The 23,958-nt window shown below is 72.7% G+C and carries 22 protein-coding genes; 7 read left to right on the top strand and 15 right to left on the bottom strand.

Features of this window, described 5'->3' with window-relative positions; genetic code table 11:
* Nucleotides 1-8: 8 nt before the first annotated feature.
* From AC1UE5_RS21380 to AC1UE5_RS21370, 3 genes are read left to right on the top strand one after another with little or no spacing between them, the layout of a single operon-like run.
* A complete protein-coding gene (locus tag AC1UE5_RS21380; protein ID WP_482927360.1) occupies nt 9-689 on the top strand; it encodes an acyltransferase in 681 nt (226 codons plus the stop codon).
* Nucleotides 680-1,408: a hypothetical protein gene (locus AC1UE5_RS21375; RefSeq protein WP_482927358.1), complete on the top strand. Its 729-nt coding sequence runs from the start codon at nt 680-682 to the stop codon at nt 1,406-1,408. The genes AC1UE5_RS21380 and AC1UE5_RS21375 overlap by 10 nt, the downstream gene beginning before the upstream one ends.
* Entirely contained in the window at nt 1,381-2,031 is a 651-nt protein-coding gene (locus tag AC1UE5_RS21370) for an RDD family protein (protein ID WP_482927356.1), read from the top strand. Before AC1UE5_RS21375 ends, AC1UE5_RS21370 begins: the two co-directional genes overlap by 28 nt.
* A gap of 15 nt (nt 2,032-2,046) precedes the next feature.
* Here the strand turns inward: AC1UE5_RS21370 and AC1UE5_RS21365 are convergent, their stop codons facing one another.
* From AC1UE5_RS21365 to rpsF, 7 genes are all read right to left on the bottom strand, one after another.
* Nucleotides 2,047-3,366: an adenylosuccinate synthase gene (locus AC1UE5_RS21365; RefSeq protein WP_482927354.1), complete on the bottom strand. Its 1,320-nt coding sequence runs from the start codon at nt 3,364-3,366 to the stop codon at nt 2,047-2,049.
* Between the two features lie 13 nt (nt 3,367-3,379).
* Nucleotides 3,380-4,075, bottom strand: a complete 696-nt coding sequence (locus AC1UE5_RS21360; protein ID WP_482927352.1) for an ATP-binding protein — start codon at nt 4,073-4,075, stop codon at nt 3,380-3,382.
* Entirely contained in the window at nt 4,072-5,448 is a 1,377-nt protein-coding gene (gene dnaB, locus AC1UE5_RS21355; RefSeq protein WP_482927350.1) for a replicative DNA helicase, read from the bottom strand. The genes AC1UE5_RS21360 and dnaB overlap by 4 nt, the downstream gene beginning before the upstream one ends.
* 175 nt (nt 5,449-5,623) lie before the next feature.
* Nucleotides 5,624-6,076, bottom strand: a complete 453-nt coding sequence (gene rplI / locus AC1UE5_RS21350; protein WP_482927348.1) for a 50S ribosomal protein L9 — start codon at nt 6,074-6,076, stop codon at nt 5,624-5,626.
* A 2-nt stretch (nt 6,077-6,078) separates the two neighbouring features.
* Nucleotides 6,079-6,384, bottom strand: coding sequence for a 30S ribosomal protein S18 (rpsR, locus tag AC1UE5_RS21345; RefSeq protein WP_482927346.1), 306 nt, complete (start codon nt 6,382-6,384; stop codon nt 6,079-6,081).
* 636 nt (nt 6,385-7,020) lie between these two features.
* A complete protein-coding gene (locus tag AC1UE5_RS21340) occupies nt 7,021-7,533 on the bottom strand; it encodes a single-stranded DNA-binding protein (protein WP_482927344.1) in 513 nt (170 codons plus the stop codon).
* A gap of 195 nt (nt 7,534-7,728) precedes the next feature.
* Nucleotides 7,729-8,094: a 30S ribosomal protein S6 gene (rpsF, locus tag AC1UE5_RS21335; protein WP_482927342.1), complete on the bottom strand. Its 366-nt coding sequence runs from the start codon at nt 8,092-8,094 to the stop codon at nt 7,729-7,731.
* A 58-nt stretch (nt 8,095-8,152) separates the two neighbouring features.
* Here rpsF and AC1UE5_RS21330 point away from each other — a divergent pair, with 58 nt between their 5' ends.
* The gene (locus AC1UE5_RS21330; protein ID WP_482927340.1) at nt 8,153-8,623 is read left to right on the top strand and encodes a hypothetical protein; all 471 of its coding nucleotides are present in this window, start codon (nt 8,153-8,155) and stop codon (nt 8,621-8,623) included.
* A 4-nt stretch (nt 8,624-8,627) separates the two neighbouring features.
* On the opposite strand, the gene AC1UE5_RS21325 is transcribed toward AC1UE5_RS21330, so the two are convergent.
* Nucleotides 8,628-11,243 (bottom strand): alpha/beta hydrolase, encoded by a 2,616-nt coding sequence (locus AC1UE5_RS21325; protein ID WP_482927338.1) that lies wholly within the window; start codon nt 11,241-11,243, stop codon nt 8,628-8,630.
* Nucleotides 11,244-11,590: 347 nt separating this feature from the next.
* Between AC1UE5_RS21325 and AC1UE5_RS21320 the strand changes: the two genes are divergently transcribed.
* Nucleotides 11,591-13,822 carry a hypothetical protein gene (locus tag AC1UE5_RS21320; RefSeq protein WP_482927336.1) on the top strand — a complete coding sequence of 744 codons (2,232 nt, stop codon included), beginning with the start codon at nt 11,591-11,593 and terminating at the stop codon, nt 13,820-13,822.
* Nucleotides 13,823-13,911: 89 nt separating this feature from the next.
* Here AC1UE5_RS21320 and AC1UE5_RS21315 read toward each other — a convergent pair whose 3' ends face one another.
* The 5 genes from AC1UE5_RS21315 to AC1UE5_RS21295 are packed head-to-tail and all read right to left on the bottom strand — an operon-like array spanning nt 13,912 to nt 20,062.
* Nucleotides 13,912-15,384 (bottom strand): alpha,alpha-trehalose-phosphate synthase (UDP-forming), encoded by a 1,473-nt coding sequence (locus tag AC1UE5_RS21315; protein ID WP_482927334.1) that lies wholly within the window; start codon nt 15,382-15,384, stop codon nt 13,912-13,914.
* A 17-nt stretch (nt 15,385-15,401) separates the two neighbouring features.
* Entirely contained in the window at nt 15,402-16,673 is a 1,272-nt protein-coding gene (locus tag AC1UE5_RS21310; protein WP_482927332.1) for a glycosyltransferase, read from the bottom strand.
* Between the two features lie 3 nt (nt 16,674-16,676).
* Nucleotides 16,677-17,951, bottom strand: a complete 1,275-nt coding sequence (locus tag AC1UE5_RS21305; RefSeq protein ID WP_482927330.1) for a S1C family serine protease — start codon at nt 17,949-17,951, stop codon at nt 16,677-16,679.
* On the bottom strand, nt 17,948-19,336 hold the full coding sequence (locus AC1UE5_RS21300) for a HAMP domain-containing sensor histidine kinase (RefSeq protein WP_482927328.1): 1,389 nt from the start codon (nt 19,334-19,336) through the stop codon (nt 17,948-17,950). The genes AC1UE5_RS21305 and AC1UE5_RS21300 overlap by 4 nt, the downstream gene beginning before the upstream one ends.
* Before the next feature lie 9 nt (nt 19,337-19,345).
* Nucleotides 19,346-20,062 carry a response regulator gene (locus AC1UE5_RS21295; RefSeq protein WP_482927326.1) on the bottom strand — a complete coding sequence of 239 codons (717 nt, stop codon included), beginning with the start codon at nt 20,060-20,062 and terminating at the stop codon, nt 19,346-19,348.
* 32 nt (nt 20,063-20,094) lie between these two features.
* Between AC1UE5_RS21295 and AC1UE5_RS21290 the strand changes: the two genes are divergently transcribed.
* Together AC1UE5_RS21290 and AC1UE5_RS21285 are read left to right on the top strand one after the other, a co-directional pair.
* Nucleotides 20,095-21,870, top strand: a complete 1,776-nt coding sequence (locus tag AC1UE5_RS21290; protein WP_482927324.1) for a zinc-binding metallopeptidase family protein — start codon at nt 20,095-20,097, stop codon at nt 21,868-21,870.
* On the top strand, nt 21,867-22,577 hold the full coding sequence (locus AC1UE5_RS21285; RefSeq protein ID WP_482927322.1) for a class E sortase: 711 nt from the start codon (nt 21,867-21,869) through the stop codon (nt 22,575-22,577). The genes AC1UE5_RS21290 and AC1UE5_RS21285 overlap by 4 nt, the downstream gene beginning before the upstream one ends.
* Before the next feature lie 167 nt (nt 22,578-22,744).
* Here the strand turns inward: AC1UE5_RS21285 and thiL are convergent, their stop codons facing one another.
* Both thiL and infA read right to left on the bottom strand, forming a co-directional pair.
* Nucleotides 22,745-23,695 carry a thiamine-phosphate kinase gene (thiL, locus tag AC1UE5_RS21280; RefSeq protein ID WP_482927320.1) on the bottom strand — a complete coding sequence of 317 codons (951 nt, stop codon included), beginning with the start codon at nt 23,693-23,695 and terminating at the stop codon, nt 22,745-22,747.
* A gap of 22 nt (nt 23,696-23,717) precedes the next feature.
* Nucleotides 23,718-23,939, bottom strand: coding sequence for a translation initiation factor IF-1 (gene infA / locus AC1UE5_RS21275; protein WP_482927318.1), 222 nt, complete (start codon nt 23,937-23,939; stop codon nt 23,718-23,720).
* Nucleotides 23,940-23,958 lie beyond the last annotated feature (19 nt).

The following is a 23,958-nucleotide window of genomic DNA, read 5'->3' as shown; positions in this document are numbered from 1 at the left end:
TACCCCGCGTGCTCCCGGACGCCCCTGGCCTCGTGCTCAGCCCGACCGCCCGTGTCGGCGAGGGCGTGACCTTCGGCGCACACGTCGTGGTGCACGATGGGGTGGTGATCGGCGACGGCTGCCAGATCCAGGACCACGCCGTGCTCGGCAAGCCGCCGGCGCGCGGCCACGCGTCCGGCCCGCTCGTGCTCGGCGCCGGCGTGCGGGTCTGCGCGGGGGCGATCGTGTTCGCCGCGGCGCAGGTCGGGGAGAACGCCGTCATCGGGGACCAGGCCTACGTGCGCGAGCGGGCGCGGATCGGCGCGCGCAGCGTGGTCGGCCGGGGCGTCTGCGTGGACAACGACGTGACGGTCGGCGCCCGCTGCTCGCTGCAGACCAACGTCTACGTCACCGCGTTCAGCACCCTGGAGGACGACGTCTTCATGGGCCCCTGCGCGATGACGACCAACGACGACACGATGAACCGCCACGACACGTCCTACGTCCTCCGCGGCGCGACGCTGCGGCGGGGCGCGCGGATCGGCGGCGGCGCGGTGCTCACGCCGGGCGTCGAGATCGGCGAGGAGGCGTTCGTCGCCGCCGGGGCGGTCGTGACGAAGGACGTGCCGCCGCGCACGGCCGTCATGGGCGTGCCGGCGCGCCGGTTCCGCGACGTGTCAGGCGACGAGCTGCTGGAGCGATGGCGCTGAGGGCGCTGCGGCTGGCCCGCCGCCGGCGCCGCGGGATGCGGATCGACCGCAAGACGTGGGCGCTCGGCGCGGCCGCGCTGGGGACGACCGCCGCGGTGCTCGGCACCGAGGTCGCGCGCGTGTGGTCACGCGGGTCGGCGCCGGTGCTCGACCGCGACAGCGTCGACGTGCTGGAGGCGGCCGAGGTCGCCGCGCGCGAGACCGTCGAGGTGGCGGTGAGCGGCTACCGGGGCGGCTCCACGCGCGAGAACGCGCTCCTCAACCTGCTCGTGTCGTTCACGCTCACGTTCGGCATCGCGCGCCTGTCGACGTTCATCATCCGCCGCCACGGCCGGCTCGGGCCGTTCCGCAACTACCGCGTCGGCAGCCGCCACGTGCACCACTTCCTGCCCGGGATCGTGCTCGCGTTCCTCGCCGGCGGCGCGTCGGTCATCTCGCGCGACGAGGAGCTCGACCCGATGCTGGCGCTGCCGTTCGGCGTCGGCGTGGCGCTGACGCTGGACGAGTCGGCGCTGCTGCTCGAGCTCGACGACGTCTACTGGACCGAGCGGGGCATCGTGAGCGTGCAGATCACGCTCGCCTCGCTCGCGCTGTTCTCCTCGGTCGTCCTCGTGCTGCGGCTCCTGCGCCGCGGCGAGCGCGAGGTGCTGTCGTCCGAGTCCGACCACCCCCCGACCCCCCACACCACCCCATGGCCGACGACCGACGCGACCCCCTGACCTCCGGCGACCCGCTCGGCGGCGACCCCGCGCCGCCGCCCCCGACCCGGCCGGCGGCGACGGCCGGGCCCGAGCGGCCGGCCGCGGGCTACGCGCCCGGCGCGGCGCCTCCGGGTGCCTTCGCCGCACCGGCCCCGCCGCGCCAGCGCCCGGTGATCAACCCGGGCACGCTCGCGTCGTGGGGCTCGCGCGCGGCGGCGACGATCATCGACAGCATCATCGTCGGCGCCCTGGCCTTCGTGCTGATGGCGATCTTCGGCGTCGGGTTCGCGAGCAGCGACAGCGACGCGGCGATCGGCGCGCTGATCGTCGGTGCCATCATCGCGGTGGTCTTCTACGCGATCATCGCGCTGCTCTACGCGCCGCTCCTGATGTCGCGGATGAACGGCCAGACGCTCGGCAAGAAGGCGATGGGCATCCGCGTCGTCCGCACCTCCGGCGAGCCCACCGACTTCTGGTGGTCGGCGCTGCGCGAGGTCGTCATCAAGGGTCTCGTGCTCGGCTTCGCGGGCTCGGTCACCGCGGGCATCGCCTACCTCGTCGACTACCTCTGGCCGATCCCCGACGGGCAGAACCGCGCGCTGCACGACTTCGTCGTGGACTCGCGCGTCGTGAAGGCGTAGCCCGCCGGCGCGGGGCTAGGCGGAGGCCTGGGCCGCGGACGGGACGAGCGTCTCGCGGTCCTGCATCCACACGATCTGGTCCCGCGCCGGGCCGACGCCGACGAGGAAGACCGGCACGCCGACGAAGTCCGCGACGAACTCGAGGTAGTCCTGGGCGGCCTGCGGGAGGTCGCTCTTGCTGCGGCACTCGCCGATGTCCTCCTTCCACCCGTCGAGCCACACGTAGTCGCCCTCGGAGTGGTGGAGCACCGACTGGTGGTACGGGAAGTCCTCGAAGACCGCCTCGTCGCGGCCGCGGTACTTCGTCGCGACGGCGATCTTGTCCAGGCCGGTGAAGACGTCGAGCTTGGTGATGACCAGCCCGGTCATCGTGTTGAGCCGGGCGGCGTACTTGAGCGCGACGAGGTCGAGCCAGCCAGTGCGGCGCGGGCGGCCGGTGGTGGTGCCGAACTCGCCGCCCTGCTGGCGCAGGAACTCGCCGGTCTCGTCGTCCAGCTCGGTGGGGAACGGCCCCGCGCCGACGCGCGTCGCGTAGGCCTTGGCGATGCCCCACACCTGGTCGATGTCACGCGGGCCGACGCCGGCGCCGATCGTGGCGCTACCGGCGACCGGGTTCGACGACGTCACGAACGGATACGTCCCGTGGTCGATGTCCAGCAGCGTCGCCTGCGCGCCCTCGAAGAGGACCGTGCCGCCGTTGTCCAGCACGTCCCACGTGAGCTTCGCCGTGTCGGCGATGTGGCGCTCGAGGCGGTGACCGTAGTTGAGGTACTCCTCGGTCATCGTCTGCAGGTCCAGCTCCGGAGCGCGCAGGTACTGGCGCAGCAGCGCGCGCTTGGGGTCCATCGCGGCGACGATCTTCTTCTTCAGGATCTTCTCGTCGAGGAGGTCCTGGACGCGGATGCCGGTGCGCGACGCCTTGTCGGCGTAGCACGGGCCGATGCCGCGGCGGGTCGTGCCGATCTGCAGCTTGCCGAGCTTGTTCTCGCCCTCGGAGTCGAGCAGCCGGTGGTACGGCATGATCAGGTGGGCGTTGGCGCTGACGCGCAGCCCGCTGACGTCGACGCCGCGCGCCTTCAGGCCGTCCAGCTCGCCGGTGAGCACCTTCGGGTCGACGACGACGCCGTTGCCGATAATGCACTTCTTCCCGGCGTGCAGGATGCCGCTGGGCACCAGGTGGAGCGCGAACTTCTCACCATCGCGGACGATGGTGTGCCCGGCGTTGTTGCCGCCCTGGAAGCGGATGACGGCGTCGGCCTGCTCCGCGAGCAGGTCGACGATCTTGCCTTTGCCTTCGTCGCCCCACTGGGCGCCGACCACGACGATGCCGGGCATACGCCTCCGGAGTCTAGAAGGCGGCTTCCGGCCGGTACTCGCGGCGCTTGTCGCTGCCGTCGAGCAGGATCGGGTCGCCGCACATCTCGACGATCCGGGAGACGGTGCGCTCGCCGATCTGCTGCGCCAGCGCGTCCGGGTAGAGGTTCGTCGTGACGACGAGCGAGCGCTCCTCCTCGTACCGGGCGTTGACGATCGAGTAGAGCTGCTCGAGCACCCACTCGCTCGTGTTCTCGGCGCCGAGGTCGTCGAGGTGGAGCAGGTCGACGCTCGCGAGCTGGTCGAGCAGCCGCAGCGTCGACTCGTCGTTGCCGATCGTGTCGCGGATGACGTTGAGCAGGCGCGGGACGGAGTAGATCGCGACGGTGCGGTCGGACGCCAGCGCCGCCTTGGAGACGAGCATCGCGAGCGTCGTCTTGCCGGTCCCCACGCTCCCCATGAACCAGATGCCGCGGCCCGCGTCGAGGTTGGCGTCGACGTCGTGCGTGAAGCGGCGGACCTGGCGGACGATCGGCTCCGGCATCTGCGCGACCGGGTTGCGGTCGAACCCGACGCCCGCGTACTTCTTCGGCAGCCGTGCCTCCAGCCGGCGCGCGCGGGCGCGGCTGATGCGGATCGGGCGGCACGAGCAGTCCGTCGCGGTGTTCGTCTCCTCGTCGACGAGGAACCCCGAGCCGTCGCACTTGCCGTGCGGGCACTCGTCGCTCACTGGAAGCGCTCCCCGGCGTAGTTGAGGAACTTCGGGTACTCCTTCTGGAACGTCAGCGTGACGTCGCCGATGGAGCCGTTGCGGTGCTTGGCGATGATGATGTCGGCCTCGCCCTCGCGCTCGGACTCGCGGTCGTAGTACTCGTCGCGGTAGATGAACATCACGAGGTCGGCGTCCTGCTCGATCGAGCCCGACTCACGCAGGTCGGAGAGGACCGGGCGCTTGTCGGTGCGCTGCTCGACGCCGCGGTTGAGCTGCGACAGCGCGATCACCGGGCACTGCAGCTCGCGGGCCAGGATCTTCAGGCCACGCGACATCGCGCCGATCTGCTCGACGCGGTTGTCGCTCGAGCCGTCCGCGCGCATCAGCTGGATGTAGTCGATGATGATCAGGCCGAGGCCGTGCTGCTGGTGCAGGCGGCGGCACTTGGCGCGGATCTCCAGCAGGCCGATGTCGGACGAGTCGTCGATGAACATCGGCGCGCGCGCCAGGCGCTGGCTGGCCTCCATGATCTTCGGCCACTTGTGCTCCGCCACGCGGCCGCGGCGCAGCTCGTCGCCCTTGATGCGCGCCTGGGACGCCACGAAGCGCTGCGCGAGCTCCGTTTCGGACATCTCGAGGGAGAAGATCGCGACCGGTGCCTTGCCGTCGATCGAGGCGTTCTCGGCGATGTTGCAGACGAGCGCCGACTTGCCCATCGAGGGGCGTGCGGCGAGGATGATCAGGTTGCCCGGCTGGAAGCCGCCGGTGACCTCGTCGAGGTCCTTGAAGCCCGAGGGGGTGCCGGTGAGCGCGGTGTGCTCGATCGACAGCCGGTGCATCTTGTCCAGCTCGTCGTGCAGCACCTCCTCGATCGAGCGGAAGTCCTTCTGGCGGTCGTCGTGGGCGACCTCGAGCATCGCGCGCTCGGCCTGCTCGACGAGGGAGCGCGCGTCGCCGTCGTGCTCGGCCACCGACGCCTGGATCTCGTACGTCGTGGTGATGAGGCGCCGCATCAGCGCGTGCTCGCGGACGATGCGGGCGTAGTGGCGCGCGTTGCCGGCGGCGGGCACGGCGGCGGCGAGCGCGTCGACGCCGGCCTGGCCGCCCGCCTCGTCGAGCGTCCCGCGGGACTTGAGCTCCTCGGTGACCGTGATGACGTCGATCGGCTCGCTCTCGCCGTACAGCTTGAGCATCGCCTCGTAGACGACCTGGTGCTTGCGGCGGTAGAAGTCGTCCGCCTTCAGGCCCTCCTCGATGACGAGGGCGTAGAGCGCGCGCTCGGACAGGAGGATCGCGCCGAGGACCGACTGCTCGGCCTCGATCGAGTGCGGCGGGGCGAGGGGCGACGTGGCCGCGCCGCCACCACCGTTGAATCCGTCGGGCTCGTACATCCGGGCTCCCGAATCTACGAGCGATCGTCACGCGTGACGCGCCACTCCGTACCGGCCAGCCCGCTAGTTGCAACGAATTTCCGCACCGAACTGATGTTCGCCTGCGCGTCGGACAGAACGACGACGGGCCCGCATCGCGGGCCCGCAGGTCACTTCTCGGTGGGTGTCGGCCCGGCTACTTCGAGTCGACGACGATGGTCTTCACCGTCGCGGTGACGCCGGAGGCGACCTCGACGACCACCTGGTACGTGCCCACGTTGCGGATGGGCTCCTCGAGGGCGACGTGGCGCTTGTCGACCTCCAGGCCGCGCGCGTCCTTGATCGCGTCGGCGATGTCCTGCGGCGTGACGGAGCCGAAGAGGCGGCCGTCGTCGCCGGCCTGCTGGGCGATCGTGACGACCGTGCGGTTGAGGACCGCAGCCTGCTCCTCGGCGGCCTGGACGGCCTGCGCGGCGGCGCGCTCCTGGGCCTCGCCGGCCTTGCGCGCCTGCTCGATCAGGCCCTTCGTCGCCGGCTGCGCGAGCTTGCGCGGGACGAGGTAGTTGCGGAGGTAGCCCTTGGAGACGTCGACGACGGTCCCCTTCGAGCCGACGTTCTCGACGTCCTGGAGGAGGATGACCTGCGGCATGGCTAGTCGCGATCGCGATCGCGGTCGCGGCCGCCGCGGCCACGCGGGCCGTCCTCACGGCCGCTGGACTCGGCGACGTACGGCAGGAGGGCGAGCTCGCGGGCGCGCTTCACCGCGCGGGCGATCTGGCTCTGGTGCCGGCGGCAGGCACCGGTGATCCGCCGCGAGCGGAGCTTGCCCTTCTCGCTGATGAAGCGGCGCAGGCCCTCGACGTCCTTGTAGTCGACCTGCTCGATCTTGTCCTTGCAATACGGGCAGGGCTTGCGCCGGCCGCTGCCGGCACCCTTGCGGTCATTGCGACGACGCACGGGGCGCCGGTTGCGCTGCTTTGCCACTGAGGGACCTCTGGAAGTCTCTTGAAACGAAGAAGGCGCGCGGAAGCGGGCCGCGCGGCCTCGACCCATTGTGACACAGGCAGGCCCGAACCCCCCGACGACGAGGGTCGAACATCATGCCGGGCGCGTCGGACGCACCGTCTCAGGCGGTCCTCGGCGGCCTGCAACGCTTCGCCCAGGAGCGTCACACCGGGCGGCGCAGATGAGGTCGGCAGGGTCGGAGAGCGCGGACGTGCCTGGAGAGGAAGGGCGCTGCTCGGCGCCCCGGCGCCAGGGTCTATGGGGCGCCGGGGAGCGAGCAGGTATCAGTGCCGCCGCGCGGGTTCGGGAGAGGAGAAGGCGAGCGAGGAGGGCTCGTCCGGGGACTCCCACGGGGCGTACGCGGGGCGGCGGAGGGTTGCCGTCGCCGAGCTGCGAGCGTCACCGAATGGGGTCCTGACGCGGCGGGTCGTCGTCATGGGCAGGACCCTCCCGGACGCCAGTTACGGCCCGCTTACGGCCACCTTCGCGGGCGATAAGGGGACGTCCGTGCCAGAACGACGAAAGGCCCCGCGCCGGCCGCGAGGTGCGGCGGCGACGGGGCCTGGGCCGTTCGTTGGCGTGCGGGGCCTAGAAGGGGATGTCGTCGTCGGCCGGGGGCGGCGTGTAGCTGCCGCCGTTGCCGCCGCCGACGGGCGCGGGCTGCTGCGGGGCGGGCGGCCCGAAGTCGGACGTGTTGGCCGGGACGTCGGAGCGCGGGGTGAAGCCGCCACCGCCGCCGCCCATGCCACCGCCGCCCTCGCCGGGGCCGCCGAGGAACTGGATGTTGTCGGCGACGATCTCCACGGCTTGGCGCTTCTGGCCCTGCTGGTCCTGCCACTCACGCCACTCGAGGCGGCCGTCGATGGCGACCGGGCGGCCCTTGGACAGGTACTGCGCAGCGTTCTCGCCCTGCCGGCCGAAGATCGTCACATCGAAGTAGTTCGGCTTGTCGACCCACTCGCCCGTCTGGCCGTCCTTGCGCCGCGTGTTGGACGCGATGCGGAGCGAGCAGATGGAGAGGCCTCCGCCGGTTGAACGGAGCTCGGGATCACGAGTGAGGTTCCCGGTGATGATCACCCGGTTGATGTTGCTAGCCGCCATGCCGTGCGGCCTCCTTTCGGCAACGAACGAAGCTTGGTGCCGAGTCTAGGCTCCGCATCGGAGGTTCCGGCCCCTTGCGCCCGCTCTCTCCGCACAAACGTTGCGAAGGCGTGCGTGTCCCGGCGCAGAACGCGGGGCCGGAACGACGAACGGCGCCCGGAGGCGCCGTTCGAGAAGTCTTGGTGCGCGGAGGCGCTAGGCCTCGACGGGGGCCTCGGAGCCGTCCGAGACGGTCGTCGCGCGGAGGTCCGGCACGTCGGGGGTGCCGGCGCGGAGCTTGATGATCCGGTAGCGGACCACCGAGTCGGTGATGCGCAGCGTGCGGTCGAGCCGGTCGAGCAGCGCCTTCGGGCCGCGGAACTGGAGCAGGTGGTACTCCGCGTCCGGCTTGTGCTTGATCTCGTAGGCCATCTTGCGACGGCCCCAGTCGTGAGCGGAGACGAGCTCGCCCTCGCTGGCGATCAGGTTCTCGATGTCGGCGAGGATGCGCTCGCGCTGGTCCTCCTCCACGGCGACGTCGAGGAGCACGGTCAGGTCGTATGTCGGAGGAGCTGCTGCCATCTGCGGTCGAACACTGTAGCGGGGGGCGAGCAAACGTCCCGGACGGACTGCCGTCGGCATGGAGGTGCTCGGCCGGATCCGCTGGTCCAACGTCGCCCGCGCCGCCGCTGTCGTGGCGGCGATCGGGATCGTCCTCGCGTGGCCGCACCTGCGGCCGGAGGGTCCCGCGATCCCGCCGCAGCCGGTGCTCGTCGACGCGCCGCCGCAGCCGGCGACGACGCAGCCGGAGGAGGACGACGAGCTGCCGCGCGTGCCGGAGGACCAGCCGCGCGAGGCGCCGGCGCCGAAGCGGAAGAAGGCGCGCGGTGGTGGGAAGGGCCGCGGGGAGAAGGCGCGCGGCGCGAAGGCGCGGCGCGGCGACGAGGAGCGGCGCGGCGGCGGCGAGGAGGAAGTCGGCCGCAGCGGCGAGGAGGCGGCGGGCCGCGTCGGCGAGGCAGCCGGCGGCGACGCGGCGGTGGAGCGCGCGGCCCCGGCCCCGACCCCTCCCCCCGCGCCATCGCAGGCGCAGGGGGAGTTCGGGTTCGAGTGAGGGGCTAGCGGACCCGCACCGACCGGGTCACCGTCTTCGTGTTGCCCGCCGCGTCGAGCGCCACGACCGCCAGCCGGTAGCGCCCGGCCGGGAGCTTCGGTGCGAGGTTCAGCGACCAGCGCGTGGTCCCCTTGGCGATCAGCGCGAGCGGCTCGCGGCACGAGGTCGCGCCCGTCAGCTTCCCGCGGGGCGTGACGTACCGGCACGCCTTCCCCCCGCGCGCGGTGCGCGCGAGCGACACCTGTACCGACTTCACGCCGCCCGCCAGCGCGGACGGCGCCTTGGCCGCCGCGCAGCCCACGTCCGACGCCCGGCCCGACACCGCCAGCCGCCCGCCGCGCACCGAGAGCGTGCCGATCGACGTCCGCGGCGCCGCCGTGTCGGTGCACGCCGCCCGCGTCGTCACGGTCGCGCCCGCGATGCCGATCGCGTCCGGCCGCGCCGGGGACGCCGCCGCACGCGGCGCCGGAGCCACCGCGGGCGAAGCAGCCGCCGCCGCGGCGCCATCGTGCGGGTCGGTCAGCACCCGCGGCGCGCCGACCGCCTCCTGGAAGCGCAGGTCGGCGAGCTGCACCGAGCCGGTGGCCGGCATGCCCGGCTCGCCGAAGCGCAGCGCGACCTTCCGCACGCGCGTGAGGTCGACGCCCTGCGCCGCGAAGTCCGCGAGCGGGACGCGGATCTGGTTGAGCAGCACGTGGACGCGCGTCGTCGTGTCGCCGATCGTCTGGTGCAGCGCGTTGCCGTAGCGCTGCGCCGCCGCGGACACCGTGCCGGTGACGCCGTCGGCGTCGGTCAGCGCGATCGCGAAGTCCTGCGTCGTCGCCGCCGGGTTGGTGATCGCGTCAGCCGTGCGTGACGGGTTGCGGGGGTCGAAGTAGTTCACCGCCGCCCCGAGCGCGAGCGCCTTCAGGCTGGACACGTCGCCCTTGGCCGACGGGATCCGGACGGCGAGCGACGCCGGCTGCTCCCACGCGGCCGCCAGCTGCAGGCCGTACGACCGGTTGACCGGCGCGTTCTCGCGGGCTGGGTTGTTCTGACCGCCGAGGCCGGCGGCCGCCGGCAGCGGGCACGCCTTCTTCGCCGCCGGCAGCGAGGCGAGGCCGAGCTGCGCGGGCGCGAAGTGGTCGGGCTCGGGGTTGCACCAGTCCAGGCCGGTGGCGGTCGTCGCGGGCTTCGGGGTCACCCCGCCCGCGTCGAGGTATGGGTTCGCGAAGCCGGCCGCCTCGACGCCCGTGCCGAGCGCGGTGACGCCGAGCGGGTCGTCGGTGCCGGGGGTGAGCACGTCGACGCGCTCGGCCGGCGGGGCGAAGTAGCTCGTCATGATCCGCTCCGCGCACGCCATCCGCGGGCCGTTCGTGCCACCGCCCGTGTCGGAGATCACCTGCGACGGGCACGCGGACGCGGGCAGCTGCGTCTCGCCCTCGGCCGAGCGCTCACCCGTCATGTACTCGTCGAACGCCGCCTCGCCGCCGACGTACCGGCGGAAGAACGCGTTCATCAGCGCCAGGCCGACCTTGTTCTGGTCGCCCATCAGCGCCGGGTCACCGGAGCCGCGGTTGTTGCGGGTGTACGTGCCGCCCGGGCTGAGGCCGACGTCGCCGTTGGCCGGGCCGGTCGTCGGGCCGGTGGAGAGGCCGCCGGAGAGCCGGATGTTGTTCGGCTGCGAGATGCCGCAGGCCGGGTCGTTGCCGCCGGAGTCGTCGTTGTCGGCCGACCAGACGCTGTTGTACCAGTTGTGGTTCGTGCCGTGGACGCCGACCTGGATGCGCGGGAAGGGGTCGCCCGGCGCGATGTACTGGGAGCGCTCGAAGAAGCGCGCGCCCTGGATGTTCGACACGTCGCCGTCGCACATCGGGAGGATCGTCATGTACGGCATCCCGTACGGCGCGCGGCGCTCGTAGTCGACCGGCGCGAGCGAGATCACGCCGCGCAGCTGGTAGCGCCGCCCCGGCGCCGGCCGCGTGCGGTTGTAGTCGATGAACGAGGTGACCGCGTCGCCGCCGCGCGAGTGGCCCATCAGGCCGATCCGCGAGAAGTCGAGCTTGCCCTTCAGGAGGTCGCCGACGTTCGTGTTCTCGTCGGCGGCCATGCCGGTCTCGTTGGCCTTGTAGAGCGCGTCGAGCGTCGCCGCGATGAGCAGGCGCCGCTGGTGCATGCCCTTGCCCATGTTCGAGTCCTGGAAGTACATGAGCTGGTCCTGGTCGATCGAGGCGACCGTGTAGCCCCAGCTCGCCAGGTTCTCGGCCATGTACGCGTAGCCGCGGTCGTTGCGCTTGAAGACCGTGCACTGCGGCGACGCGCCGACGTCGCACTGGGTGTGGTTGCCGTGCACGAGGATCAGCAGCGGCGAGGGCGTCGTGCGGTTCTGCGGGTAGTAGAGCGAGCCGCGGATCTGCAGCGTCGCCGCGGCCGCCGCGCCGGTCGTGGGGCCGCCGGCGGCGTTCGGCTCCTGCAGGTTGACGGTGCCGAGCTTGTACTGCTCGAGCGTCGCGGGCGTGTAGCTGCCGCGGGCGAGCGGGTCGGGCGCCGCGGCGTCCGCTGCCGCGGGCGCGAGCGCCAGGAGCGTGCACAGCAGCGCAAGCGCCGCCAGCACCCTCGGTCGGGTGTCGGTGAGGGTCACCGGTCCTCCGTCGGTTCGGGTCAGGGGTTGGGAGCTGCCCCTGCTGTCGCCGATCCGTGGCGGTCGAGAGCGCCGGCGCGGAAGCGGAGGACGACCGGGCTCAGGGGTGCGGACCTCGCTCACCGTGACCGAGCTGGTGGGCGACGCCGAGGCTACGGCCGGATCCCGGCTCAGCGTCTCGACCGGCGGTCCAAGATCGACCGGCACATCTTTGGCCCGGATGGCAGTCCATTCGGCCCTACAGTCGGGCGGCCCTCGCCGGGCAGCGGTGACCGACGCCTCCGTGGGACGTCTCGATCCGGTGGCTCACCCCAGCGACCCACACCCATCGAGGTTCCGATCACCCCATGAAGCACGTCAGCCTCAGGCGCGCGCTCTCCGCGGCGCTCGTCTGCGCGGCGGCAGGCGCCCTCGCGCCGGCTGCGGCCTCCGCGTCGACCTGGACGGTCGACGACGACAAGGCGCAGTGCCCGAACGCCGCGTTCACCACGATCCAGGACGCCGTCGACCAGGCCGCGCCCTGGGACACGATCGCCGTCTGCGACGGCACGTACCCCGAGCGCTCCACGCCGATCAACCACGCCAACAGCCCGGCGCAGGCCGGCTCGATGAACGGCCTGACGATCACCAAGCCGCTGACCATCCGCGGCGCGGGCGCGAGCAAGGTCACGATCCTCCCGGCGCCGTCCCTCGGCGCGTCGCTCGCCGGCACCGCGCCGTACCTGCGCGACGGCGGCGGCAACGTCATCACGATCTCGCGCCAGTCGCTCGGCGCCTCGGACGACAACGAGAACTTCGTCGACATCTCGGGCGTCACCGTCACCTCCCCGTCCGCGTACGTCGAGGCGGGCATCGCGTTCTTCAACACCTCGGGGAAGGTCTCCCGGAGCGTCGTCGGGCCCTTCCTGCGCGCGGCGGACACCACCGAGCTGGCCGCGCGGCCGCACGGCTGGGGCATCGTCCAGACGAACTCGCTCCAGGGTGCCGAGGCCGGCGCCCGGCGCGAGGTGCGCGTGGTCGACAGCCTCGTCACCGGCTACCAGACCGGCGGCATCCTGTTCGACGAGGCGCGCGGCGCGGACGGCGTCGCGACGACGACGCAGCGGTCGGGCATGGTCGGCTACGGCTACGTGAGCGGCACACGCGTCGCCGGCAGCGGGCCGAGCACGCTGATCCCGCAGACCGGCGTCCAGTACCACGCCGGCGCACGCGGCGCGGTCACCGGCAGCGAGATCACCGGCAACAGCTTCACGCCGGACGCGCGGCAGTCGGTCGGCATCCTGCTCACCGACGCGGAGACCGGGATGGACCCGGCGAAGCCCGGCACGCGCGCGTTCGACGCGGTGGGGAACGCCATCACCGGCAACGGCTACGGCGTCTTCAACGCGAACAGCACGAACACCGCGGTCCGCGACGGCGCGCCCGCCCGCGCCGTGCGCAACTGGTGGCGCTGCAGCGGCGGCCCGGTCGTCGGCGCGAGCACCGCGTCGTGCGACGGCATCTCCGGCACGGACGCGGCCGCCGCCGCGAGCGTCATCGGCGCGGCGAACCCGTCCGCACCCGCGACCGGCCCGCTGACGACGGCGCCGCCCGCGCTGGTCGTGCCCAAGCCCGTCGCCGACGCGCCGCCGACGGCGGAGTTCGCGACCGAGGCGTTCCTCGTCGCGCCCGGCACCGCGATCGATCCCGTCGTCGCGGCGGCCGACGACTTCGGCGTCAAGTCGGTGACGTTGTCCGTCGGCGGCGCGTCGGTGACGAAGGCGAAGGGGCCGTACGCGTTCGACGGCGTGTGGACGGCGACCGCGGCGGACATCGGCCGGACGATCCCGATCACCGCGGCCGTGATCGACTCGGCCGGCGCCGAGACGATCATCACGAGCGAGGTCCGCGTCGTCGACGCCGCGTTCCTCCCGCTCGCGGCGAGCTTCGGCGGATGGGATGCGGGTGCGGTCACCGTCGGCCAGACCGCCAAGCGCACCGTGACGCTGACCAACACGACGGGCTCGACGCTCCGCCTCGCCACGATGGCGGTGCGCGGCGACGCGTTCGCGGCGACCGCGCCCTGCGGCACCGGCGACGTGCTCCGCGCCGGCGCCTCGTGCGAGGTCGAGCTCGCGTTCACCCCGACCGCGGCCGGTGCGGCCGGCGGTGAGCTGACCGTCGGCACGACCGCCTGGGCGAGCCGGCTGACCGTCGCGCTGAGCGGCACCGGCGTCGCGGTGCCGGCCCCGCCCGCCCCCGCGCCCGCCCCGAAGCCCGCGCCCCCGGCGAAGGCGGCGGTGAAGCTGGCCAAGACGCCCAAGTACTCGGCCAAGACCGGGGCGATCACGCTCGGCACCGCCACCTGCCCGGCCGGCAAGACGTGCAAGGTGACGATCAGCGGGACGCTGAAGGTCGGCAAGGCCCGCTACCGCGTCAGCGCGACGCTCACCGCGAAGGGCGGCCGGACCGCGACGCTGGCGGTGAAGCCGGCCAAGAAGGCCCGCACCGCCCTGCGGCGGGCGAAGAAGGGAACGCTGGCCGTGAAGGTCACCATCGGCGGCCGCACGACGTCGAAGACGGCGACCGTCCGCACCTGACCAACCCCATCCAGCGAGCCATCGCGGATGCATGGCGTTCGCGACGGTGGGCGATTAGGCCGGCAGGCCGGTAGCCCCCGTCGCGGACGTCAGGCGACGCGAGGGCCGCTGGAGGCCTTCTTCTTGATGTCCGCCAGCTGATCGTCGATCCAGTCGCCCGGGTTGCGGGCGGTGACGATCCGCTGCAGCCCCTCCATCCGCCGCTTGCGCTCGGCCGGGGGCATCGTCAGCGCCGCGTGGATCGAGTCCGCGGTCTCCTGGATGTCGAACGGGTTGACGCTCAGCGCGAACTCGCCGAGCTCCTCGTGGGCGCCGGTGTTCTCGGAGAGCACGGACACGCCGTTGCGCTCGTTCACCAGCGGGCCCTCCTTCGACACGAGGTTCATGCCGTCGAACATCGCGTTCACCAGCAGCACGTCGTAGTGCTTGTACGAGGCCATCGCCTCCTCGAGGTCGTCGCGGAGCTTGAGCTGGATCGGCATCCAGTCCGGGGTGCCGTGGCGGTGGTTGACCACGGCGACCAGCGCCTCGATCCGCTCCAGGTACTCGGCGTACTCGGGCACGTCGGTCCGCGACGGGATCAGCTGGGCGATGAACGTGACCTTCTCGATGAACTCCGGGTGCTGCTCGAGGAAGAGGTCGAAGGCGGAGAACCCGCGCAGCACGTTCTTCGACAGGTCCGCGCGGTCGACGCGCAGGATCAGGTGCTCGCGCCGGCGCGCCAGCAGGGCCTTCTCGAGCTCCTTGGTGCGGTCCGACGCGGCGGTCCGGCACGTCGCGCCCGCGTCGATCGGCAGCGGGTACGCGCGCACCCACACCTCGCGGTCCTCGAAGAAGACGATGCCGCGCTCGAAGTCGACCTCCAGGTCCATCAGGTCGCGGCAGCACTGCAGGAAGTTCCACCGGTACGAGCGGGTGTGGAAGCCGATGATGTCGTTGGCGAGGATGCCCTCGTAGATCTCCCGCCGGATGCCGCGCGGGAGCACGCGCCACGCGTCCGGCTGCGTCCACGGGATGTGCACGAAGTGGTGCAGGAAGACGTCCTCACGCGCCCGCCGGATCAGGTTCGGCAGCGTGTAGAGGTGGTAGTCGTGGACCATCACGACCGGCTCCTCCACGCCGTCGATCTCCTCCACCACCGCGGCAGCGAGGTCCTCGTTGACGGCGTTGTAGCCGTACTCGAACGCCTCGACCTCGTTGCGGCGGATGTCCGGCGCGTTGCTGAGGTCCCACAGGTAGTGCTGGATGAACCACAGCATCGGGTTCGCGAAGACGTTGTAGAAGCGGTCGTACGCGGCGTCCTCCGACGCCACCAGGCGCACCTGGTACGTCCCGCCGGCCGGCGACTCGACGTCGAAGGGGCCGCCCGCCTCCTCCGACTTCTGCGCGTCCTCCTCGGTCATGGCGGAGGCGATCCACACCACGTCGCGGTGGGACGCCAAGCCGGTCAGCGCCGTGACGAGCCCGCCCGTGCCGCGCTTGACCTCGCCGTCGGGCCCGAACGTCACGGGCCCCCGGTTGGACACCAGGACCAGCGGCCGCTTGCCGCTCGAGTCGCTCATCGCGTGTGCCGGATCTCCTACGCCGCTTCCGTGGCCTCGCTGGAGGCGGTGCCCGCTCCGTCGAGCTCCGCCTTGATGATCTTCAGGTAGTCGCGCAGGTAGCGCGGGGTGAGGAAGTGCTGGCGCACGTGCTCCTTGCCGCGCCGGCCCAGCGCCTTGCCCAGCGCCGGGTCCTGCAGGATGTCGGTGGCCCGCGCCGCGCACGTCTCCACGTCGGAGACGAGGTAGCCGGACACCCCGTTCTGCACCTGCAGCGGGATGCCGCCGACGTCGCCCCCGATGAACGCCTTGCCCTTCCAGAGCGCTTCCGACACCGTCAGGCCGAAGCCCTCGCGCGTCGACTTCTGGATCACGACGTCCGAGTGCGACTGGAAGGCGTTGACCTCGATCGAGCCGACGTTGTTGAAGTTGTTGAGGATGTGGATGTCCGGGTCGCCCGCCGCGTGCGCGATCGTGGCGTTGAAGTAGTCCCAGCCCTCGGGGTCGTCGGACGCCATCGAGCCGACGAGCGCGAGCTGCGTCTCGGGCACCTGCTCCTTGACGATCCGGTACGCGTCGATGACGCCGAGCGGGTCCTTCCACGGGTCGAACCGCGAGACCTGGCAGATCAGCGGGCGGTCGACGTCGATGCCGAACTGGTTGCAGACGTACGACGCGTCCTCGGGCGAGAGCGCCATGTTCTTCGGCGCCAGCGGGTCGATCGCCGGCGGGACGACGTTGACGGTCCCGGTCATGCCCTCGGGGACGTACCCGGCGACGTGGAAGAGCGACTGCGGGTACGTGGAGATGTACGGGAGCAGACGCGCGATCGTCGCCGGGTTCGGCGTCGAGACGTCGATGTGGCAGCGCCAGATCCACGCGCGCGCCTTCTCCGGGACGAGCTGGAACATCGCGGCCGGCTGCGGGTCGTGGACGATCGCCACGTCCCACCCGCTCGACAGCTCCCGCGAGTTCATCTCGTTGTACTTGAGCCAGACCTCCCAGTCGGCCTCGCTGAGGTCCTCGGGCGCGCCCTGGAGCGCGTTGTGCAGGAGCTTGGTCGCGTTGAAGAACTCCTCGCGGCCGTAGATCACCTGCCACTCGACGTGCAGCCCGATGTCCTTCATCAGCGGCACGAGCGTGTAGAGGATCTCCGCCACGCCGCCGCCGAACGCGGTGGCCGACAGGTGGACGACGCGCGTGCCCTCCAGCTCGGCCGCCAGCTCGCGGATCTCGTCGATCAGCGGACGCCCGGCGATGTGCGTGTAGTCGGCCAGCGTCTTCTGGCCGACGGCCACGGGCTGGAGCATGCGTCAGCCTCCGCTCACTTCCTCAGGCCGCTCGCCGAGCGTCGCGGTGACCTCGAGGCGCTGGCCGCCGCGGTAGACCTCGAGCACGACCTGCTCGCCCGGCTGCCGCTTGGCGACCGCGATGCCCAGGTCGTTCTCGTTCTCGACCCGCGTGTTGCCGACCTTCGTGATGACGTCGCCGCCGGGGCGGTACGGCCGGTCCTGGAACCGCTCCTCGCCGGTGCCCGCCTTGAGCCCGGCCTTGGCGCCGGGGCCGTTCGGGACGACCTCCTGGATCCACGCGCCGTGGTCGGTCCCGAGCCCGAACTTCTCGGCGAGCTGCGGGTAGACCGGCACGCTCGACACGCCCAGGTACGCGTACTTGACCTCGCCGCCGGCGCGGATCGCGTCGAGCGAGCGCCGCACCTGGTCGACCGGGATGGCGTAGCCGACGCCCTCGCCGCCGCCCGAGCGTGTGCGGATCTGGGCGTTGATCCCGATCACCTGGCCGTCGGCGTTGATCAGCGGCCCGCCGGAGTTGCCCTGGTTGATCGCGGCGTCGGTCTGCACCGCGCCAAGCGTGGAGAAGCCGGTCAGCGAGTCGATCGCGCGGTCGGTCGCGGACACGACGCCGACCGACAGCGACTGCTCCTCGCCGAAGGGCGAGCCGATCGCCGCGACGGGCGCGCCGACGACGACGTCCTTGGAGGAGCCGAGGTCGAGCGGGCGCAGCGTCAGGCCCTCCAGCGTCTTGAGCCGGAGCAGCGCGACGTCGGCGTTCGGGTCGAACCCCACGATCGTCGCCTCGACCTGGTTGTCGTCGGCGAACTTCACGTAGACCTCGGTGGCCTTCTTGATGCTCTTGCCCTCGCCGGTCGTCACGACGTGCGCGTTGGTCGCGATCTCGCCCTTGTCGCTGACGACGAACCCCGAGCCGACGCCGCCCTGCGGCTGGTCGCCCTCGTCGTCGTCCTCGTCGTCGCCGCCGCCGAAGAGGCCGCCGCCCCCGCTGCCGCCGTTGAAGATCGAGACGATGGTGACCACGCCGGGGCCGTCGCGGCGGAAGATCTCCTGGGCGTCGAAGCCGAGCGTCTCGTCGGTCACCGCGGAGTCGTCGCCGGGCTCGCGGTCCAGCGTGCGGGCCGGGACCTCGACCGTGGTCGGGCGGACCTCGGCGCTCTCCTCCGAGCCGCCGTCGCCCTTGCCGTCGGGGCTCGTGCCCTCGCTGCTGCCGCAGGCACCCACCAGTCCGGCCAGGGCCACGAGCGCGGCCAGGAGCGCTGCGAGACGGGCGGTCACGCGGGGAGCTCGAGGGTGAAGGTGGTGCGGCCGGCGAGCGCCTCGACGGTGAGGCGGCCGTCCATCCGCTCGGCGAGCTCACGGGCGATGGCTAGCCCGAGCCCGGCGCCGGTGCCGTCGCCCGAGCCGTAGAAGGGCTCGAACAGGCGGTCGATCGCCTGGCGCTTGATCCCGCCCCCGAAGTCGCGGACCTGCAGGCGGAGCGTCGTCTCGTCGCGCGCGGCGGTCACGACCATGTCCGTCCCGTGCGGCGTGTGCGTGAGCGCATTGTCGATGAGGATACGCATGATCTGGGCCACTCTTTCCGCGTCCAGCTCGACTTCAACCGCCCCCGCCGGGATGCGCAGCTCCAGCTTGGAGTCGTGCTGGTCGAGCGCGACGCGGAACTCGCTCGCCACCGCCTCGGCGAGCACCGCCAGGTCGGTGGGCTCCGGACGCAGCTCCAGCGACCCCGCCTCGAGCTTGGAAAGGTCGAGCAGGTCGGTCGCGAGCTTCTTGAGCCGGTCGACCTGGTCGCGCACCTGGCGGATGAACGCGGCGCGCGTCTCGTCGTCGAGGTCCTCCTCGTCGAGCAGCTCCAGGAAGCCGCCGAGGGAGAAGATCGGCGTGCGCAGCTCGTGCGACGCGGTGGCGATGAAGCGGCGGCGCGCGGTGTCGAGCTCGCCGAGCTGGCGCTGCATGTCGTCGAGCGCGACCGCGAGCCGGCCGAGCTCGTCGGCGGTGTCGACGACGAACCGGCCGGAGAGGTCGCCGCGGGCGACGGCGTGGGCCGAGCGCTCCAGCCGCTTGATCCGGCGCGAGAGGCGCGTGGCGAGGATCGTGCCGGCGGCGAGCGCGAGGGCGAGCGCGATGCCGCCCGCGACGAGGATGCGGTCGCGCACGAGGTCGACGTTCGCCTGGACGTCGTCGAGCGGCGCGGAGAGCACGATGACGCGCTCGATGTTCTTGCCGCGCCGGACCGGCAGCGCCGCCTGGCCGAGCCGGCCGTCGTCGCTGGACTCGGTCCCGGTCGTCACGCGGCCGCGCCGCGCGGCATCGGTCGCGACCTCGAACTGCAGGTCGCGCGGCGCGTCGGGCGAGGCGGAGTCGGCGACGACCGACGTCTGCACGCCGAGCGAGCCGCGGCTCACCCGCAGCAGCGTCACGCGCGCGCTGGAGCGCTCCGCCGCGCGCCCGACGATCCGCCGCAGCCGGTTGATCTCCGCGTCGCGCGCGTCGACGATCGGGTCGGCGTAGCGGCGCACGTCGCGCGCGAGGCGCTGGAGCTCCTGCTCGCGCAGGTTGTCGGCCAGCGGCGGCGCCACGTACGCGTAGACGAACCCGACCGCGCCCGCCGTGATGGCGAACACGAGGAGCGCCAGCCGCGTCCGGATGGACGTGAGCATGGTGTCGCGCTAGTCGTCGTCGGTGTCGCGGAAGCGGTAGCCCACGCCGCGCACCGTGAAGAGGTACTCCGGGTCTTTGGCCTCGAGCTCCAGCTTCTCGCGCAGGTGCCGGATGTGGACGTCGATCGTGCGCGGGTCGCGGAACGCGCTGTCGCCCCAGATGCGCGTGAGCAGCATCTCGCGGGTGAAGACGCGGCCGGGGTTGCACGCGAGCGCCTTGAGGATCTCGAACTCGACGTACGTCACCTGCACGTCGTCCCCGCGCACGCGCACCGCGCGCTTGGCGAAGTCGATCCGCAGGTCCTTGACCTCCAGCGGCTCGTCGTCGCCCAGCTCCTGCGCGCGCTGCTGCCACGTCGCGCGCCGCAGCGCCGCCTTCACGCGGGAGCGGAACTCCCGCATCGAGAACGGCTTGGTGATGTAGTCGTCGGCGCCGAGCTCCAGGCCGACGACCTTGTCGACCTCCTCCGCCCGCGCGGTGAGCATGATGATCGGGACGGTCGACTTGGCCCGCAGCCGGCGGCACACCTCGAGGCCGTCGAGCCGGGGCATCATCACGTCGAGGACGACGAGGTCGTAGGTCCCCTCGCCGAAGCGGGTGAGCGCCTCGCGGCCGTCGGAGGCGCACACCACCTCGTAGCCGTCCTTCTGGAGCGGGTAGGACAGGAGGGTCTGGATCGCGGCCTCGTCGTCGACGAGGAGGATGCGGGGGCTTCGTTCGGCCATCGGTCGCTCCCCCTATGGTGACGGACGGCCAGATGTTGGACACGAGGGTCTACCGAGCCGCCTTCGTTCCGCTCCTGCTGGCGGTCCTCGTCGCGGCGTTCGCGCTTAACGAGCGGCCCCGGCCGATCGGGACGACCTTGGCCCCCGACGCCTTCGACGGGCGCAAGGCGTTCGCGACGCTCAACCAGCTGTCGCGCGACTTCCCGCGCTCGCGTCCGGGCTCCGCGGGGGACGAGGCGATCGCCGAGCGCGTGGAGGGCGTCTTCGAGGGCGCGGGCTTCACGACGCGCACGTCGTCGGTGACCGCGGAGACGATCGACGGCGAGCGCGCGCTCACCACGGTGATCGGGGAGCGCCCGGGGCTCGACTCGCGCCGGATCGTCGTCGTCGCCCACCGCGACCGGGCCGAGGAGGGCGACGCCGCGCGGCTCTCCGGCACGGCCGCGGTGATGGAGCTGGCGCGGCTGTTCGAGGGCCGCCCGATCAAGCGCACGCTGACGCTCGTGTCGACCAGCGGCGGGACCGGCGGGATGGCCGGCCTGCGCGATGCGCTCTCCGACCTCGGCGGCCCGGTCGACGCGGTGCTCGTCGTGGGCGACATCGCGAGCCGCGCGCCGGTGCGCCGCCCGTACGTGATCCCGTGGTCGGACACCGGCGGGGCCGCGCCGCTGCGGCTGCGGCGGACGGTGGAGACCGCGATGCGCGCCGAGACCGACCTCGATCCCGGCCAGCCGCGCGCGCTCGTGCAGCTCGCGCGGCTCGCGATGCCGCTCACGCTGACGCCGCAGGGCGCCGTCGGCGCGGAGGGCCTGTCGGGCGTGACGATCCAGGCCTCAGGCGAGCGCGGGCCGGAGGGCGCGGCCGCCGGGCGCGTGTCGCGGGCCCGGCTCCAGTCGTTCGGCCGCGGGCTGCTGCGCTCGATCAGCGCGCTCGACAACGGACCCGACGTGCCACAGGGCGCGCGGGAGTACCTCCTCTTCCAGCGCCAGGTGCTGCCGCGCTGGGCGGTGACGGTGATCGCCGTGCTGCTCCTGCTGCCGGCGCTGGTCGGCGCGGTCGACGGGCTCGCACGCGTCCGCCGGCGCCGCCAGCGCGTGGGCGCATGGGTGCGCTGGCTCGCCGTCGCCGCGATGCCGTTCCTGCTCGTCGCGATCATCGCGCGGCTGCTCGGCCTGGCCGGCGCGCTGCCGAACCTGCGCGGCGCGGTGCTGCCCTCGGTGGTGCCCGTGGAGGGCGCGGCGGTGGCCGGGCTCGCCCTGCTGCTCGTCGCCGGGTTCTTCGCCCGGGCGCCGGTGGCGCGCGCGTTCGGCGTGCCGGTCCGTGTGACCGCGGACGAGGTGCCGGGCGCGGCCGCCGCGGTCGCGCTCACCGCGACGCTGCTCGCGTTCGCGGTCTGCGTCGTCAACCCGTACACCGCGCTGCTGCTCGCGCCGGCCGTCCACCTGTGGCTGCTCGCGGCCGCGCCGGAGGTCCCGCTGCCGCGGCCCGCGCTGGTCGCGATGGCGCTGGCCGGGCTCCTGCCCCTCGCGCTGCTCGGCCTCTACCACGCCGTCCTGTGGGATCTCGGCCCGTCCGAGCTGGCGTGGAGCGCGGTCATGCTGCTCTCCGGCGGCACGGTCGGGATCGTCGGCGCGGTGCTGGGGAGCGCGGTGCTGGCCTGCTGCGTCGGCGCGATCGGCGTCGCGCTCCGCAAGCGCCGCTCCGACGCGCCGGATGCCGGACCGTCAGGATCCGTCACGATCAGGGGGCCGCTCTCCTACGCCGGCCCCGGCAGCCTGGGCGGCACCGACTCCGCGATCCGCCGATGAAGACCAAGTCCCGCCTCACCCGCCAAGTGCTGCGGGCGCTGTCCACCGTCCTGATCCTGTCGGGTGGGATGCTGCTGATCGACGCGGGCCTGACGATCGCGTGGCAGGAGCCGGTGTCCGCGCTCTACGCCCGCTTCCACCAGGACGCGCTGGGCGGCGATCTGGAGAAGCTCGAGGAGCAGGCCGAGTCGCTCCCGCCGCTGGAGCGCCGCGCGCTCAAGACGCTCAAGACGCCCGAGCGCAAGGCCGCGTTCCTGGCCCGCTCGTTCAAGCGCAAGCTCGACGAGGGCGACGCGGCGGGACGCATCCGCATCCCGAAGATCGACGCGAACTTCGTGATGGTCAAGGGCACGAGCACGGAGTCGCTGCGCAACGGCCCGGGCCTGTTCCCGGACAACCCGTACCCCGGCGCGCGCGGGACGACCGCCGTCGCCGGCCACCGCACGACGTATGGCGCGCCCTTCCGCAAGATCGACAAGCTCCGCAAGGGCGACCGCATCACGATGCAGATGCCGTACGGGACGTTCCGCTACGAGGTCGAGCGCACGCGGATCGTCAAGCCGACCGAGGTGTGGGTGCTCAACCGCGTCAGCTACGACCGGCTGATCCTCTCGGCGTGCCATCCGCTGTACAGCGCGGAGAAGCGCATCATCGTCTTCGCGCGGCTCGTGAAGACCGAGCTGAAGCCTTCCACGCTGGACACCTAGACGAGTCGGATCGGCCGGTCGTCCAACCTGGAGTGCATCGGACTGGACTGCTCGCGATCACGGACGATGGTGTCCAGGAAGATGTTGGTCCGAGAGCTCAAGCAGGCCGTCGCGCGCCACGAGTACGACGTCAACTGCCATGCGGTCGCCGAGGCGCTGCTGGCCCGTCACAGCCGGTGGGCGAAGCCCGAGAGCGGGCGCTCGCCGCGCGCGTCCGACAGCACGACGCCGGGCGCGCCGTCCACCACCGCGCCGACCGCGCGCACCGACGGCCAGGCCGGCGACGGCCGCCCGCAGACGAGCAGCTCGTAGTCCTCGCCGCCCGTCGCGGCGAGCACCGCGGCCTCGACGTCCAGCGCCGCCGCGACCTCCGCGACCCCGGGCGCGAGCGGGAGCGCGTCGAGGTCGATCGCCAGGCGCACGCCGCTGCGCTCCGCCACGTGGCGGGCGTCCGACGCGATGCCGTCGCTCAGGTCGATCAGCGCGTGGGCGCCGGCCTCGGCCAGCGCCCGCCCCTCGCGCAGGCGCGGCCGGGGGCGCAGGTAGGCGGCGATCAGCGCGTCGGCGTGCGGCGTCGCGGCGCGGGGCGCGCGGCCGTCGAGGAGCGCGAGCCCCGCGGCGGACGCGCCGAGCGGCCCGGTCACCGCGACGGTGTCGCCGCTCTGCGCGCCGTCCCGGCCGAGCAGCTCCTCCTCGGCGTCCGCCCAGCCGGTGACGCTGACGGTGATGGTGAGCGCGGGGGCGCGCGTGACGTCGCCGCCCGCGACGGTCGTGCCCGTCGCGGCCGCCAGCTCCGCCATCGCGGTGACGAGCGCGACGGCGTTGGCCTCCCCGAACCCCTCGGGCAGGCCGAGGGCGACGTACGCCTCGCCGGGCTCGGCGCCCATCGCCGCGAGGTCCGACAGCGCGCCGGCCAGGGCGCGGTGGCCGGCGTCGGCGGGCGTCGCCCCGCCGTCGAGGCGGAAGTGGACGCCGTCGACCATCGTGTCGATCGACGTCGCGGCGAAGGGGCGTGCGCGCACGACCGCGCAGTCGTCGCCGGTCCACCGCACGACGCGCTCCGAGGGTGCCGGCAGGGCGCGGACGAACGCCGCGATGAGGTCGAACTCGCCGGCCACGACGCGGCGCGGGCCGCCCGCGCTACTTGTGGCGGTAGACGATCCGCGCGCGCTCGAGGTCGTACGGCGAGACCTCGACCCGGACCCGGTCGCCCGGAAGGATGCGGATGCGGAAGCGGCGCATCTTGCCGGCGATGTGGCCGAGCACCTCGTGCCCGTTGTCGAGCTTCACGCGGAACATCGCGTTGGGCAGGGCCTCCATGACCTCGCCCTCGAACTCGACCTTGCTCTCCTTGTTCGCCACGCCCTCGCTCTCTCGCTCG

This window comes from Parviterribacter multiflagellatus (assembly GCF_056863265.1).
Note: the sequence above shows the minus strand (reverse complement) of the source record. Positions and strands in the feature narration are given on the sequence as shown.

Excerpts from the sequence above, each read along its gene's own strand:
- AC1UE5_RS21375 (WP_482927358.1), top strand. The coding sequence starts at position 680 with ATGGCGCTGAGGGCGCTGCGGCTGGCCCGCCGCCGGCGCCGCGGGATG.
- AC1UE5_RS21370 (WP_482927356.1), top strand. The coding sequence starts at position 1,381 with ATGGCCGACGACCGACGCGACCCCCTGACCTCCGGCGACCCGCTCGGC.
- AC1UE5_RS21365 (WP_482927354.1), bottom strand. The coding sequence starts at position 3,366 with ATGCCCGGCATCGTCGTGGTCGGCGCCCAGTGGGGCGACGAAGGCAAA.
- dnaB (WP_482927350.1), bottom strand. The coding sequence starts at position 5,448 with ATGTACGAGCCCGACGGATTCAACGGTGGTGGCGGCGCGGCCACGTCG.
- rplI (WP_482927348.1), bottom strand. The coding sequence starts at position 6,076 with ATGCCGCAGGTCATCCTCCTCCAGGACGTCGAGAACGTCGGCTCGAAG.
- AC1UE5_RS21340 (WP_482927344.1), bottom strand. The coding sequence starts at position 7,533 with ATGGCGGCTAGCAACATCAACCGGGTGATCATCACCGGGAACCTCACT.
- rpsF (WP_482927342.1), bottom strand. The coding sequence starts at position 8,094 with ATGGCAGCAGCTCCTCCGACATACGACCTGACCGTGCTCCTCGACGTC.
- AC1UE5_RS21330 (WP_482927340.1), top strand. The coding sequence starts at position 8,153 with ATGGAGGTGCTCGGCCGGATCCGCTGGTCCAACGTCGCCCGCGCCGCC.
- AC1UE5_RS21320 (WP_482927336.1), top strand. The coding sequence starts at position 11,591 with ATGAAGCACGTCAGCCTCAGGCGCGCGCTCTCCGCGGCGCTCGTCTGC.
- AC1UE5_RS21315 (WP_482927334.1), bottom strand. The coding sequence starts at position 15,384 with ATGAGCGACTCGAGCGGCAAGCGGCCGCTGGTCCTGGTGTCCAACCGG.
- AC1UE5_RS21310 (WP_482927332.1), bottom strand. The coding sequence starts at position 16,673 with ATGCTCCAGCCCGTGGCCGTCGGCCAGAAGACGCTGGCCGACTACACG.
- AC1UE5_RS21300 (WP_482927328.1), bottom strand. The coding sequence starts at position 19,336 with ATGCTCACGTCCATCCGGACGCGGCTGGCGCTCCTCGTGTTCGCCATC.
- AC1UE5_RS21295 (WP_482927326.1), bottom strand. The coding sequence starts at position 20,062 with ATGGCCGAACGAAGCCCCCGCATCCTCCTCGTCGACGACGAGGCCGCG.
- AC1UE5_RS21290 (WP_482927324.1), top strand. The coding sequence starts at position 20,095 with ATGTTGGACACGAGGGTCTACCGAGCCGCCTTCGTTCCGCTCCTGCTG.
- AC1UE5_RS21285 (WP_482927322.1), top strand. The coding sequence starts at position 21,867 with ATGAAGACCAAGTCCCGCCTCACCCGCCAAGTGCTGCGGGCGCTGTCC.